The sequence below is a fragment of the Telluria sp. LT2P34 genome (assembly GCF_059685915.1).
This window is the reverse complement of the sequence record NZ_JCASIN010000002.1, coordinates 617,795-631,871: the sequence shown is the minus strand read 5'-3', so window position 1 is coordinate 631,871 and position 14,077 is coordinate 617,795. Positions and strand designations below refer to the sequence as shown.

Below are 14,077 nucleotides of genomic sequence, written 5' to 3'. Positions count from 1 at the left end.
TCAGTCTGGATTAATAATACCGCCCACTTTGCTTGAGTAAAGATCCCAGTTAGGATCGTCGCGCTTCATACTTGCTGGGCGCACGCCTTTCTTGAACCCTGCATAATAATCGCCGCCAAAGGTCTTGGCGATATAGATACGGAGTCCACCTACAGGAAAGTGCGGGCGCGCCTGTACTGCGTTAGCCACACTGTCAGGGGCAGTCGGGAAGTCAGAGGTCGCCCATGCCGGGTGACGCTGGGAATTCGGCTGCTGGCGATTCTGGCGCGCGATGCGCATCCGACCGCCGCTTTTTGGCATGAATGTGATTGGACCGGACACCCCGGGCTTTCCAACGACCCCGGCTTGGATCACGAATTCTCCCATCGAGTCCAGAGCGGCCCTGGTGATGCCGAGGAAATCAAGGGTGTCCTGAACGATCGACTTCGGAATTTCAATGTAGAGGGAACCGCCTCCGCCCTTGATCTGATGGTGTCGCTCGATGTTGTAGAACTCGCCCGGCTGGACGTTGCGCCACCAGATGAGCTCGATATTCTGTTTTTGTGCCATGGTTAAATGGTCCTGTGTAGTTAGAAGGTCTCGATGTGATACAGCCGCTCCAGCACGGATCCATCCTTGACTCGGTCGTTACTGCGGTAGCGGACATGTGGTAGCTCATGCAGTGTAACCTTGCCGAACTCGCTTAGGATAGAGGAGAGCTCGTCTTCTTTCACCTGGCCGTCCTCGCTGTAAGAGATGAATACGTGAGGGACCTTGAGGCGATCGAGCGTCTGGCGGAAGGCTAGGCCGGCGCTGCGCCGGTAGCAAAAGTCGGACGCCTGGTCCATCCAGGGCCGCAGCCCACCATCGCCGGCCGCGACCGGTTCATCTTCGCGAGCGAGTGTCTCGAGGATGTGGTAGTTCCCGGCATACTGTCTCTTGGTATACGGTGGATCGAGGTAAACCGCATCGACGCGAAGCGTCGCCGCATGGTCCTCGACCGGCCCCTGGAGTACCGCATGGTGCCCCGGCGTGCATTCAAACTCGATCGGGCCGAAGGTGAGCGGCTGAAGCGCGGGCCGGGAGAGCTTGCTGAGGAAGTACCCGTAGGTGCCGCTGATGTTCGCCACCTTATTAGTGGACATGATCAGATGATGGAGCAGCACGCTGTGCTCGACCTCGGTCAGGGCGCCGGATGCGGCCAGCGTGCGGATTCCGGCCCGGATGCCGTCGATGTGCGCCGCGTTAGCCGCCGAGAAGTAGAGCCGTGGGGCGCGCCCGTTCGCGGGCCTGCCGGCCTCGCCGAACTCATTAGAAAAGTAGCCCTGTACTGGCGTAACCGAGCGCATCCACGCCAGGGCCTTGTCGTAGCCGCCTAGTACCTTGAAGGCTGGCGCCTGCTTGGCAAGCAGGCGAGTGCGTGCATGGACGACGGGGAATGTCAGCGCATCAGCTGCGGTGACGGAGTAACCAGCACGGGCCAGCGCCAATGAAACAGAGGCCGTGCCGCACATGGGGTCAGCGATCGATGAGCCTGCCGGAAGGATTTGCGCGATCTCGCCGACGATCCAGTCGGCTAAACGCGTCTTGTTACCGAGGTAACGGAACGACATGATGATTTCTCTGGTGTTTCGCAGCCATGGAGATCATGACTACCTTTTTTGGATGACGATGCGGTCATACATGCGGCGATAAGTGCCGTCGCCGTTTGGCAGGTAGAAACGTGGTCCGCCCTGCTGATAGGTGTTCTTTTCCGCTACTTGCGACATCGGTCGGCCAAGGGTCTTGCTTGAGCCGAGTATGTCGAACTGCAGTGGGTTGTACTTGTCAAGGAAGGTGATCGGAACGCCCATGGGACCGTCGTAATCGAAGGGGATGCTCATGGTCTTGCTGACCTCGATCGCGTCGAAGTTTGCATATTTCGGGTATGCGTCCGGAAGGTAGGGGATCTGGAGGACCAGGTCCTCATGCCGCCCGGGACAATCGAGGTTGGTAAACCAACGAACGCCTTTTACCCTGATGTACTTGTTGCCGTGCTCGTCGACCCGCGATCCAGCGGCCGTGATCGGGTAGTCGTCTGGCACACGGAACTCACGGTCGCCGCTGCGGATGCTGGGGCCGTACCACATCTGATTGTTCTGGAAGAGCGGAAAGATCTCTTTGTAAGTTACGGCGTTCATGTTCCCGAAGATCAGGAATTTCTTCCCATGCTCGACCAGTTGGGCGACGTACTCCCGGAATAGCGAGAAAGGCGGATTAGTCACTACGATGTCGGCCTGCCGGAGCAATTCAATGCTCTCGGCGCTGCGGAAGTCACCGTCGCCGTTAAGTAACTTGATGCCGATCTCTTCGGCATCGGGGACGCTGTCGCCGTTCTTTTCGCCGGTGTACTCAAGGTACACAGCCCTCTCAAAGTTATTTCGTCCGAAAAGGTCGGCATCCTGGCTTCGGTAGCACGTGGTGATGAGCTTCTTCAGGCCGAGCTTTTCGAAATTATCGGAAAAGTAGCGGAAGAAATTGCTGGCGCGTGGGTCGTCGCAGTTGCAATAGACGACTTTGCCCGCGAAGTGGCTCGTGTAGTGCTTTAGTTCAAGCTCAATGTCGCTAAGCGAGGTGTAAAACTCGTCCTGCTTCGCTTGCCTTGCTTTTTCAAAGTCGTGGTTCCGGGTAGTTCTCGTCATTCTCATTTTCTCAGGATGCCAAGGAGATGGTCACGTTCCTTCCAAGGCCTCCCCACGCGATCCGCTGGGCACCGGCAGGTACCGCGCCGCAGAACTGCGGTTATACATTCGATTTCGTATAACATCATCCTAAGGTTGATTATACGGGATCGCGCCTATGATGTCATCGGGTAACCCCTGCGTAAGAGTACGTCCAGAAGCAGAATTCGCTATTGACACGAAGCTCGCCTGAAGGAGTCTGCATCGCCGGCATTCAGATCATCGCCCTGAATTGCCGCACGTCTGCCGGATACTTGCCACCGGTTTTACATGCTGCTTTTCAGACTCGATAGGCGGCAAATAATTGTCGAAGCTGCGCTGGCGCTTCGGATCGTCCATGTCCGTTTGAATAGCTGGAAGAAGCTCTCGGCAACGGTGTCATGACGGCCCTGCCGTCACATCAATCCTCCCTATCCTCCCCGACCTCCGGCCCCCGCACCACCTGCGGCCTCACCAAATCCAGCCTCACCGCATACGACACCCCCCTGCGCACAGCCGTCGCCGCAATCTGCCCCGCGTCGTTAATCGCCTGCGGCGACCGGATCTCCCAGCCGAGTCCCGGGTCGATCAGCGTATTCAGGCTCTCCATCCGCTTGCCGCGATACACAAACGCGCCCAGGTGGTCGCTGTTGCCGACGACGTGGCCGTGGTTGTTGATGCCTTCGCCCGCACTGGACCGGCCGGCGATGGGCCGGCGGGCGTCGATGTTGGTCACGCGTCCATTGCTGTAGATGAAGGCCACCCGGTCGCGCAGGCCGGTCGTCACCGACATGCTGCCGGTGACTTGGCCGCGGTCGTTGATCGCCTGGCCGTAGTTGGGTGCGGCTCCCAGGTCGCCCAGCTCGCGCATGACGCCTTTTTGCCAGGTGAAGGCGCGCCAGGGCTGGTCGGGGAAGACAAGCGGGCCGGACTGGCCGGCGATGTGGTTCTTGTTGTTGAGGGCCTGGGCCTGGGTGATGGCCTGGTCGAAGCGGAGGTGGCCGATGTCCTGAATGTTGCCGCGCGGGTCGCGCAGGAAGCTGCGCGGGGCCGGGTCGGAGGACTCGGCGGGGCCGCCGAGCGCGAGCAGGTAGCCGGCGTTGTTGATGTCGATCCAGGTGGTGGGGCGGCCGGGGAGGGTGCCGATGTCGCGCTGCTTGCCGTAGGCGTAGAGGTAGCCGCGTTGCTGGCCGCCGCGCGTGATCCAGTTGCCGAGGACTTCGCCGCGGTCGTTGATGGCCTGGGCGTCGCTGGACCTGCCGCCCAGGGTGCCGAGGTCGACGAAGCCCTTGCCGGGGTTGAGGAAGGCGCGGGTGAGGCTCGGGCTGACCGCATAGACGCCGACGACGGCGCCGGCACTATTCATATCGGTGGGGCGGCTGTTGGCAGGGCCGACGACCGTGACCCGGTATTCGGCGACAGCGGCCTGGGCGCTCGCGGCCAGGCCCACGCCGAGCGAGAGCATGAATAGGGAAATGCAATTGCGCACTTGCATGAGGATCTCCGGAAGTTGACGGCAAGGCTGCTACGAAACTATTTCGCATCAGCATAAATAACGTTAAGAAACAAAGGCTTGCGTCTGGAGAGCAGGCCCGTCCGTTAAGGTACGCTGCTGCCTGGGAGGCGGTTTTGGCAGCGCGCAATCCCGTGGTAAGGCAAGTTCTGTTGTTAATTGCTGCTTGGTGACAAAAGGTGAGTTTTGGCAACCTTGTTGCCTGTCACAATGACTCCTCGATCAGTTCAGCAGCGGCGTACCGAAGTGAACACCATGGACATCCACCCGCTCAAAGGCGAATTCGTGTGCGCCTCGCAGGAATCCTCCTACCTCGAGCACAAACAGGAGCAGACACGCGCATCGCTGGGCTTTACGCTGACGTTCTGCACGGTGTTCTATCTCGGTTTCTTCGCGACCGACGTCGCGGCGCTCGGCTGGGGGCCCGCAAGCATGAAGCTCCTGTGCGCGCGCCTGCTGGTGGCGGCGACGGCCGGCATCTGCGCCTGGCTGGCCTGGCGCCGGCCCCTGTCCGTGCGCGACGCGCGGCTCGCGGCGACGATCGCCGAAAGTGTGGCGCTTGCATGCTTCATGTTCATTGCCGTGCACCGTCCGACGGAATTTCACTGGCATGCGATGTCGCTGGCGATCATGCTGGTCGTCGTGTATCTGTATATTCCGAACCGCCTGTCGCATTCGCTGGCGATCGCCGTGCTGGCGACGGCCGGCTTGGTCGTGCTGGCCGCGCAGTACAGCCGCATGTCGTTCGCCGACACGCTCACCATGGGCATGCTGCTGGTACTGGTCAATACCTTCGGTTTCCTTGCGGCGCGCCGCTACAGCCATGTGTCGCGCGAGGAGTTCCGCTCGCACGCCGTGCTGCAATACGCCGCCGAGCGCGACCACCTGACCGGCTGCTTCAATCGGCGCTACCTGCACTATCAGCTGATGGGCGACGCTGAGGAAGGGCGGGGCAAGGCCTGGCTGACCGTCATCCTGTGCGACATCGACCGTTTCAAGCAGATCAACGACACGCACGGCCATGGCGATGGCGACATCGTGCTGCGCGAGTTTGCGCACCTGCTCCAACAGGCAACCCGCGAGCCGGTCGAGAGCGTGGTGCGTTACGGCGGCGAAGAATTCCTGCTGGTCTTGCCGGGTACCGATCTTGACGAGGGAGTCCGCCTGGCCGAGCGCCTGCGCCAGGCCTTTGCCGCGACCGAGCTGGCGTCGTCCGACGGCCTTGGCCGCTTGCGCGCCACGGCAAGCTTCGGCGTGGCCAGCGTCCACCTCGCCATTGGAGCCAGCCAGCACCCGATGCGCGATGCCATCGCCGCCGCTGACGAGCTCATGTACCAGGCGAAACGCAACGGGCGCAATCGCGTCGAATACCTGCAGCTCGGCGCGCTCGCCCGCACCGGCTGACCGTCTTGCGGCCAGTAGCGCCTAAGGCAGGATGGCCAGCACTCCGTGCTTGTCCAGGGTATAACGCTGCAAGTCCTCCGCCAAAAACAAGTTGCCGCCGTACTCGGCGCGTGCCTCGGCTTCGAGCTGCCCCATCGACAGCGCGCCGCTGCCTTCCTGGTAGCGCGGACTGAAATGGGTCAGCACCAGGTTCGGGATGCCGGCCCCGCCGGCAAAGGCGGCGGTGGCTTTCGCCGAGCTGTGCTGCGGCCCGGGGCCGACCTTCTGCAAGACCTCTTCCGTGTAGGTGGCTTCGTGCACCAGCACCTGCGCGCTGCGCGCCTGTCCGGTCAACAGGGACGGTGTGTCGTTGTCGCCGGCGACGATGATCTTGCGCGGTGCGCGGGTCGGCAGGATGTAGTCGCTGCTGCGCGCGATCCGGCAGTCGGGCAGCACGAGGTCCTCGCCGCGCTGGAGCTGTCCCCAGCCGGGACCGGAGGGCAGGCCATCGCGCTCGAGCCTGGCCTTGTCGAGTTTGCGCTCGATGGCTTTTTCGGTGAAGGCAAAACTGAACGAAGGCACCCGGTGCGACAGTTCGGCCGCTTCCACCAGCACATCCGGCAGCGCGCCGGTGGTCCAGCCATGCTCGACGTGGACGAAGTCGAGCGGGAAGGGCAGGCGCAGTTCGGTACTCTCCATCACGCCTCGCACGAAGCGCTCGACCGCCGGCGGCCCCGCGATCAGCAGCGGCTCGCTGCGCTTGAGCAGGCCGGCGCTGGCCAGTAGTCCGGGCAGGCCGTAACAGTGGTCGCCGTGGATGTGGGTGATGAAAATCGCGCGCAGGTTGACCGGCGAATAATGCGTGCGCAGGATGCGGTGCTGGGTGCCTTCGCCGCAGTCGACCAGGTACCAGTTCTTCGCCCCGCTGGTGCGCAGCGCCAGCCCGGAGACGTTGCGGGTCTTGCTCGGCGTGCCCGAGGAGGTGCCCAGGAACTGAAATTCCATGGCTAGCCTTTGTCCAGGACGCGCAGCGTCGGCAGGTAGCGCCACAAATAAATGCTGACGGCGCAGCCGGTGGCCAGCAGGCCGATGCGCAGGCCGAGATGGTCGAAGCGCACGATCGAATACGCGAGCGAGGCCCACATCATCGCCAGCGCCAGGAGTTTTGCGCGCAAGGGAATGCCGTTGCCGGCCTCGACATTACGCAGGTAGACGCCGAAGACGCGGTGATGCAGCAGCCAGCGGTGCAGGCGGGTCGAGCCGCGCGCGAAACAGGCCGAGGCCAGCAGCAGGAAGGGCGTGGTCGGCAACAGCGGCAGGAACAGCCCGACCACCCCCAGCAGCAGCGCCAGCACTCCGGCAATGTTGAGCAGCGTTTTCAGGGGTGAAGATAACATTGCCACATTATGCCGAAAGCGCCGCCGTGAAATAAAGTTTCATAAGTCGCCACCCTATGAAAGAAAATTTCACGTCGCGCAGAAGCGAAAAATTGATGTGTGTAAACCACAAGCGAAGGTATTTGCTTGATATAAATATAAGCAAATAGTAGAATCTGCGGCGTAATTTCCTGTTACCCGATTAGCCGGCATCCCTTGCGCCGGGATGCCTGCCATGCCGCTCCAGACAATTCGATCATTGCGCTCCGCCGGGGCGGCCGGTGCCTATTTCCGCCTCAGCGTGTTGCAGCGCCTGGTCGTCTTCCTGGTCGTCGCCTTGCCCCTGGTCTGGCTGCTGGTGGCGCGCGAGCGCACGCAGCTGGACGAGATCGCGCGCGACGACAGCCATCGCAACGTCCAGAACCTGGCCCATGCCTTCGCCGAGGAAATCCGCTCGAGCATGGTCACGATCGACCTGTCGCTCAGCCAGCTGCGCCTGAGCTGGCTGCGCAATCCCGACGAGTTCGGCCCCATCGTTTCCGAACTCAACAGCCACCTGCATGGCAAGCTGCAGATGAACATCGCGGTGACCGATACCGCCGGCCGCCTCGTGTTCACGAATATCCCGGGCGTCGCGCCCGGTCTCGACCTGAGCGACCGCGACCACATCAGGACGCACCTGGCGGGGACGCTGGAGGATCGGCTGTTCATCGGCCGTCCCCTGAAAGGGCGGCTTTCCGGGCGCTGGACGGTCCAGTTCTCGCGGCCCGTGTTCGACAAGCAGGGCAAGCTCGCCGGCGTCATCGTCGCCGGCGTCGCCCCGGCCTATTTCTCGCGCTTCTATGACACCGTGGACCTTGGCGCGGACGCGTCGGTCGCGCTGGTCAGCGACAAGGGCATCGTGATTGCGCGCACCACCCAGGACCTCACCCTGCGCGACAGCGGCAAGTACCTGGCCGGCTTTCCGTATGCACCAGGCAGCGGCGCCGGCGGCGCGTTCCGGCGCGTGAGCCGGCTCGACGGCGTCGACCGCTTCTACGGCTGGCGCACGCTGTCCGAATACGGGCTTGTGGTGACGGTGGGGCAGTCGGTGCAGGACGCGAATGCGCGCTTTGCGCGGCAGAAGGAAATACTGCTGTATACCGGCATCGCCATTTCGCTGGCGCTGGTGCTGGCCGGCTGGGCCGGACTGGCCGCGGCCGACCATCGGCGCCGCGGCGTGGCCTCGCTCGCCGCCGCCGAGGCGCGCTGGAAGCTGGCATTGAATGCCAGCGGCGAGGGCGTCTGGGATTACAGCTTCCGCACCGGCATGGTCACCCTGTCGCCAAGCGCCCAGGGCATCGTCGACGCCGAGAGCACGCTGCTGCGCTTCGACCGCGGCGCCCTGGTGGGCATGGCGCACCCGGACGACAGCGCCGCCGTGCTGCAGGCGCTCGACGCCCACCTGAACGGCGTCACGCCCGACTTCAGCGCGCAGTACCGCACGCGCCTCAGTAACGGCAACTGGCGCTGGATCCTGGCGCGCGGGCAGGTGGCCGAGCGCGATCCGGACGGCCGGCCGCTGCGCATCGTCGGCACCGCGGCCGACATCGACGCCAGGAAACTCCAGGAAGACCAGATCCGCCATATGGCCCACCACGACATGCTGACCGGCCTGCCGAACCGCCTGCTGTTCGGCGACCGCCTGAACCAGGCCCTGCTGGCGTCGAAGCGCGAACGACACAAGCTGGCCGTCATTTTCTTCGACCTCGATAAATTCAAGCCGGTCAACGACAGCTACGGGCACGCCGTCGGCGACATTTTATTGCAACAGGTAGCCACGCGCCTGCGCACCACGCTGCGCGCCTCGGACACGCTGGCCCGCCTCGGCGGCGACGAATTCGTTGTGTTGCTGCCGCGTGTGAGCGGCGGCGGCGACGCGCGCAAGGTGGCCGAGGACGTCCTGCGCGAGCTGACCCGGCCGTTCATGACCGAAGGCTTCGTCCTGCAGATCTCGGCCAGCCTGGGGGTGGCCGTGTCGCCCGACTGCGGCGAGGATGCCGACACCCTGTTGCGCTGCGCCGATAGCGCCATGTACGAGGCCAAGCTGCTCGGGCGCGGCCGCGTGGCCGAGCACACGGCGCAGTCGCAGCTGGCCGGGCCGCGCCTGGCCCGGCAACGCAGCAACAGCGCGCCGCTGCCTGTCGAGCGCAACGACGCTTGAACCGATCAGGCCGCGCCGGGCAGGGGGCTGGCCGCGCGCATGCGTTCCAGTACCAGGCCGCTGGCCGGTAGCGCCGGCATGTGCGCCAGGTTGATCGACAGGTCCTGCTCCGGCACGTCGTAGTCGATCTCGGCCGCCAGCAGGCGCAGCGCCGACTTGGTCAGCTCGGAGGTCAGCATTTCGCCGGGGCAGCGGTGGCCGTGGGCGTAGTCGCCTCCGCCCTGCGCGATGAGGGCGAAGCCATTGTCTTTCCAATCCCTGAAACGCTCCGGCCGGAACGCGTCGCCATCGGACCAGGTGCCCGCATGGCGGTGGGTGCCGTACACGTCGAGCAGGACCCAGTCGCCCTTGTCGAACACCAGTCCATTCCATTCGAAGGAAGCCAGGGCGCGCCCGCCGATGGCCGGGAAGAAGGGGAAATAGCGCCGCACTTCCTGCACGAACATCTCCATGTCGGCTTCATTGCCTGCGGCCAGGCGCGCGCGCCATTCCGGATAGCTGTGCAGCGCCAGTGCGCCGAACACGATGTAGCGGGCAACGGCCACCACCGGGCGCAGTACGTTGATCAGTTCGGTTGCGGCATCGTCGGTCGACAGCACTTCGCCGTCGGCATCGAGGTGGAAGGCGATGGCGGCCAGCGGGCTGTTGATGTCGACCGGCCGGCCCATGCGCACCGCCTGGATGTGATCGCGTGCCCAGGCCTGGGTATGGCGGCGCAGCGACCGGCCCATCCAGTTGCGCGGGCCGACGGCGCCGGCGCCTTCGATCATGGCCGAAAATTCGGCGGTGCGCATCACTTCTTCCTCGACGCTGGCGAGCGGCACCCCGGCCCAGGCGCAGGCGGCCCGGCACAGCACCGCCTGCGCTTCCTGGATCAGGACCACGCGGCGCAGGCGCGACCAACGTTCGAAACGCGCGCGCCACTCGGTGTCGGCCAGCGCCACCAGGCGCGCACGGCTGTCGGGCGTTTGCAGGCCCATCATCATGGCCTTGCGCACCTGGTGCATCTCGCCGTCGAGCATCTGCGAGCTGCCGGTGCCCTGAAGCAGGCCCAGCGCATTCGGCGGAATGGCGCGCCGCCGCGTGAAGCGGCCGCTATGGTAGAACATGCGCGCGGCCGCTTCGCCACGCACGCAGACGACGCGCTGCATCATCAGGCGGGTGCTGAAAATGTCGGAACCGAGGGCGTCGCAACGGTTGCCGATGAAGCGGTAGCCTTCGCTCAAGAGCGCAACCGTATTGTCGAAACCGGGAGCCTGGGGAATGGTCTGGTGGATGGACAAGGCGGGCGAGTGGGGCACGTTCATGTTGGTCTCCTTTTGACTCGAGTGTGCCAGACCCCGCGTGCACGCTATGTGCGCTGACGCTCGTACGGCAGGGTTGTGGTGGTTTTTACAACGGCGTCTTATTGTCCATCAGACGCGCTGCAGCGGCGCGCGGGAACCGGCGGCACGCTCGAATGCTCAAACCAGGATGACCACCGGAGCCGCCATGAGCCCTTACCGCAAGCGCCTGCCCCAGCTCGGGGGTGGGCTGTTCCTGGCCGACGCCGGGCTGGAAACGATGCTCATCTTCCAGCAGGGGTTCGCATTGCCCTCGTTCGCCTCCTTTGTCCTGCTGCGCGAGCAGGCCGGGCAGGCGGCGCTGCTGGCGTATTTCGAGCGCTTCGCGCGGCTGGCGCAGCAATACGGCCGCGGCCTGGTGCTGGAAACGCCGACCTGGCGCGCCAATCCCGACTGGGGCCGCGTCCTCGGCTATACCGAGCTGGCGCTGGCCGAGGCCAACCGCGCGGCGGTGGCCCTGGTCGCGAAAGTGCGCGCGGCCTGGGATGCGCCGGCCCGTCCGATCGTCATCAGCGGCAATATCGGCCCGCGCGGGGACGGCTACCGGGTCGCCGCGCGCATGGGCGCGGCGGCCGCGCACGACTACCACCTGGCGCAGGTCGCCATCTTCGCCGGCACCGAGGCCGACATGGTGTCGGCCTTCACCATGACCTATCCCGACGAGGCGATCGGCATCGTCGACGCGGCGGCTGCCTGCGACATACCGGTGGCGATTTCGTTCACGCTGGAAGTCGATGGCCGCCTGCCGTCCGGCGACACGCTGGCCGGGGCAATCGCCCGCACCGACCTCGAAACCGGCGCTTACGCCGCCTATTACATGGTCAATTGCGCGCACCCGACCCATGTCGCGCCGGCGCTGGCCGAGCCGGGGCCCTGGCGCGAACGCCTGCGCGGCCTGCGCGCCAACGCCTCGCGCCTCAGCCATGCCGAACTCGACGATGCAAACGCGCTCGACGACGGCGACCCGGAACAACTCGGGGACGACTACCGGGCCCTGCATGCGATGCTGCCGCAGTTGAATGTGGTCGGCGGCTGCTGCGGCACCGACGAACGCCATGTGGCGGCGATCGCGCGCTGCCTCAGCGGTGGCGCGGCAAATAAATGCTGATGGTCGTGCCTTCGCCCGCCACGCTGGCAATCCGGATATGGCCGCCGCTTTGCTTGACGAAACCATGCGCCATCGACAAGCCGAGCCCGGTTCCCTTGCCTTCGGGCTTGGTCGTGAAGAAGGGCTCGAAGGCGCGTTCCATCACCTCCGGCGGCATGCCTTCGCCGCTGTCGGCGACGGCGATCAGCACGTACTCGCCCGGTTCGATTTCCGGATCGGCGAGTGCGGCGGCGGCATCGGCATCGAGATTGGCCAGCGTGATGCTGATTTTGCCGGCGCCGCTCATGGCGTCGCGCGCATTGATGACCAGGTTCAGGATCACGTTTTCCAGCTGGTTCGGATCGACCAGGGCAGGCCACAGCGCGTCGCCGGCGCTCTCGTGCACCAGTTCGACCTCGACCGGGTCGCCGGCGGCGCGCTGCAGCAGGCTGTCCAGGCGCGCGAGCAAGTCGCCGACGTCGACCACGCTCGGGTGCAGCGGCTGGCGCCGCGCGAAGGCCAGCAGCTGGCTCGAGAGTTTCGTGCCGCGTTCGACCGCCTCGAGAATGTTGCGCAGGCGCTTTTCGGCGTTGTTGCCGGATCTGAGCATCAGTTGCACGTTGGCGCTGATGATATGCAGGATGTTGTTGAAGTCGTGCACCACGCCGCCGGTCAGCTTGCCGACCGCTTCCAGCTTTTGCGAGCTCAGCAGGATGGCATCCATGCGCTTGCGCTCGGCTTCGTTGCGCTCGTAGGATTCGCGCAGCTCGAGCGTCATCGCCCGCGCCAGCTGCAGCGCGCGCCGGCGCTCGCTCGCGAGCAGCCAGACCACCAGGCTGAGCAGGAAGCCGAGGCCGACGCCGGTGAAGGCGATCGTGCGCGCGCGGCTGCTGTCGCGGCGCGCCTCGAAGGCCGGCGATGAAGCAATCTCGACCGTCCAGCGGCGGCCCGACACCGACAGCGGCAGGGTTTGCTGGAAGCGCGGGCGGTGCAGGGCGGCGGCGTCCGGCGAACGGAACAGCAAGGCGTCGGGCGTCGGTTGCGCGCCGTCATACACGGCCACCTGCAGGTCGGCTGCATCGATGCCGCCGACGCCGCGCATCAGGTCGGCCATCCGGAACGGGGCATAGACCCAGCCGACGATCGCGGCGCGGCCTTGCTCGGCAGTTGCGACGGGCGTGCCGGCCCGATACACGGGCACATACATCAGGATGCCGGGCTGCGCGTTGCGGCCCTCCTGCAGCAGCACCACCTTGCCCGACAGCGCCGCGCTGCCGCTGTCGCGCGCTGCATCCATGGCCGCACGACGCACCGGCTCGCCATACATGTCGTAGCCGAAAGCGCGCAAGTTGCGCCCGGAGAAGGGTTCGATATGGGTGATCGCGGTGTAGAGTGCGCGCCCGGGCTCCGGCGTGATACGGTAGTCCGTAAAGCCCTGTTCGCGCAGCGCCGCCTCGTGCGCGGCGAGCTGCTCGCGGGGAATGATGCTGGCCACGCCAAGCGCCTGGATGCCGGGAAAATGCTCCTGCAGGTTCTGGATCTGGAAATAGTCGGCAAACTCGCGCCGGCTGACGTCGATCCGCCCGCGCATGAAGCCGCGCGTGCCGCGCAGCACCTGCTCGTAGACGGCCATCCGGCGCACCATGGTGGTGGCAAGCTCGCGCGTGCGATAGTCGAACTGGGCCGCGAGGCTGGCGTCCTCGTCGCGGCGCGCGCCGCTCCAGGCGCCCCAGGTGATCGCCAGCGTCAGCAGGAGAACCAGTCCGGCCAGTACCAGGGGCCCCCACCCCCGTCCTGCGGGCAGGCCGGGGAGGGGGCGGGTCTGCTCGGGTTCTGGAGGCTGCATGTAGGCTGAAATCCTGGGCGGCGCTGGCCGTGCCGAAAGAAAAGGGAAAGTAAGCAGTGGCTACCGGGAACGACCGCGACGACCAGCATACCGGGCGCTCCCGCCCGGCGGCGCGCGCATGGCCGCGCCCTTGGGCCGCGCCCTTGAGCTCCGATGCTACAATCGCAGCCCGAATGAGTCCATCCCTATCCTTCCTGCGCTACCGCCCGTTCGCTGCCATGGCCGGCGCCATGCTGCTGGTGCTATTGTGGGCCGCGCTGGCGCCGCTGCGCGAACCGAGCCACGAGCGCAGCTTTACTTTCCCACGCGCGGGCAGCGGCCAGGGCGCGCTGGCGCTGCCGCAGGAGCTGCGCCTCACGCTTGGCGTGCAGGATGTCCTGCTGCTGCGCAACCTCGACCGCAAGCCCCATGTGTTCGGCCCCTTGCAACTGCGCCCCGGCCAGGAAGTGCGCCTGCCCTTCGAGCAGGAAGGCAGCTTCCCGTATGCCTGCCCGGATGTCGCCGGCGGCAGCTTGCTGGTGCGCGTCGTGCGCTTGCCCGATCCGGGCTGGCAGCGCCTGCGCTGGCGCCTCGGCGCATTCGCCGATGCCTTGCGTACCCTGCCGCTGGTGGCGCCCCAGGCCTGAGCCCGGGACCGGCACCAGCGCC

12 protein-coding genes are annotated in these 14,077 nt (G+C 65.3%); 4 read left to right on the top strand and 8 right to left on the bottom strand.

The window, feature by feature from the left end; translation table 11 throughout:
* From AC56KZ_RS08645 to AC56KZ_RS08630, 4 genes are all read right to left on the bottom strand, one after another.
* Positions 1-549, bottom strand: a complete 549-nt coding sequence (locus AC56KZ_RS08645; RefSeq protein WP_497161744.1) for a hypothetical protein — start codon at positions 547-549, stop codon at positions 1-3.
* Positions 550-569: 20 nt separating this feature from the next.
* The gene (locus AC56KZ_RS08640; RefSeq protein ID WP_497161743.1) at positions 570-1,592 is read right to left on the bottom strand and encodes a DNA adenine methylase; all 1,023 of its coding nucleotides are present in this window, start codon (positions 1,590-1,592) and stop codon (positions 570-572) included.
* Between the two features lie 39 nt (positions 1,593-1,631).
* On the bottom strand, positions 1,632-2,660 hold the full coding sequence (locus tag AC56KZ_RS08635) for an adenine-specific methyltransferase EcoRI family protein (RefSeq protein WP_497161742.1): 1,029 nt from the start codon (positions 2,658-2,660) through the stop codon (positions 1,632-1,634).
* 439 nt (positions 2,661-3,099) lie between these two features.
* Positions 3,100-4,173 carry an HAF repeat-containing protein gene (locus AC56KZ_RS08630; protein ID WP_497161741.1) on the bottom strand — a complete coding sequence of 358 codons (1,074 nt, stop codon included), beginning with the start codon at positions 4,171-4,173 and terminating at the stop codon, positions 3,100-3,102.
* A gap of 273 nt (positions 4,174-4,446) precedes the next feature.
* Between AC56KZ_RS08630 and AC56KZ_RS08625 the strand changes: the two genes are divergently transcribed.
* The gene (locus AC56KZ_RS08625; RefSeq protein ID WP_497161740.1) at positions 4,447-5,595 is read left to right on the top strand and encodes a GGDEF domain-containing protein; all 1,149 of its coding nucleotides are present in this window, start codon (positions 4,447-4,449) and stop codon (positions 5,593-5,595) included.
* 21 nt (positions 5,596-5,616) lie between these two features.
* On the opposite strand, the gene AC56KZ_RS08620 is transcribed toward AC56KZ_RS08625, so the two are convergent.
* Together AC56KZ_RS08620 and AC56KZ_RS08615 are read right to left on the bottom strand one after the other, a co-directional pair.
* Positions 5,617-6,579 (bottom strand): MBL fold metallo-hydrolase, encoded by a 963-nt coding sequence (locus AC56KZ_RS08620; protein ID WP_497161739.1) that lies wholly within the window; start codon positions 6,577-6,579, stop codon positions 5,617-5,619.
* 2 nt (positions 6,580-6,581) lie between these two features.
* A complete protein-coding gene (locus AC56KZ_RS08615) occupies positions 6,582-6,971 on the bottom strand; it encodes a YbaN family protein (protein ID WP_497161738.1) in 390 nt (129 codons plus the stop codon).
* A gap of 214 nt (positions 6,972-7,185) precedes the next feature.
* Between AC56KZ_RS08615 and AC56KZ_RS08610 the strand changes: the two genes are divergently transcribed.
* Positions 7,186-9,153, top strand: a complete 1,968-nt coding sequence (locus AC56KZ_RS08610) for a sensor domain-containing diguanylate cyclase (RefSeq protein WP_497161737.1) — start codon at positions 7,186-7,188, stop codon at positions 9,151-9,153.
* A 5-nt stretch (positions 9,154-9,158) separates the two neighbouring features.
* On the opposite strand, the gene AC56KZ_RS08605 is transcribed toward AC56KZ_RS08610, so the two are convergent.
* Entirely contained in the window at positions 9,159-10,460 is a 1,302-nt protein-coding gene (locus AC56KZ_RS08605) for a cytochrome P450 (protein ID WP_497161736.1), read from the bottom strand.
* Between the two features lie 184 nt (positions 10,461-10,644).
* Between AC56KZ_RS08605 and AC56KZ_RS08600 the strand changes: the two genes are divergently transcribed.
* Positions 10,645-11,604 carry a homocysteine S-methyltransferase family protein gene (locus tag AC56KZ_RS08600; RefSeq protein ID WP_497161735.1) on the top strand — a complete coding sequence of 320 codons (960 nt, stop codon included), beginning with the start codon at positions 10,645-10,647 and terminating at the stop codon, positions 11,602-11,604.
* Here AC56KZ_RS08600 and AC56KZ_RS08595 read toward each other — a convergent pair.
* A complete protein-coding gene (locus AC56KZ_RS08595) occupies positions 11,576-13,429 on the bottom strand; it encodes a CHASE domain-containing protein (protein WP_497161734.1) in 1,854 nt (617 codons plus the stop codon). The genes AC56KZ_RS08600 and AC56KZ_RS08595 overlap by 29 nt on opposite strands.
* Positions 13,430-13,602: 173 nt before the next feature.
* Between AC56KZ_RS08595 and AC56KZ_RS08590 the strand changes: the two genes are divergently transcribed.
* Positions 13,603-14,055, top strand: a complete 453-nt coding sequence (locus tag AC56KZ_RS08590) for a cupredoxin domain-containing protein (RefSeq protein WP_497161733.1) — start codon at positions 13,603-13,605, stop codon at positions 14,053-14,055.
* Positions 14,056-14,077 lie beyond the last annotated feature (22 nt).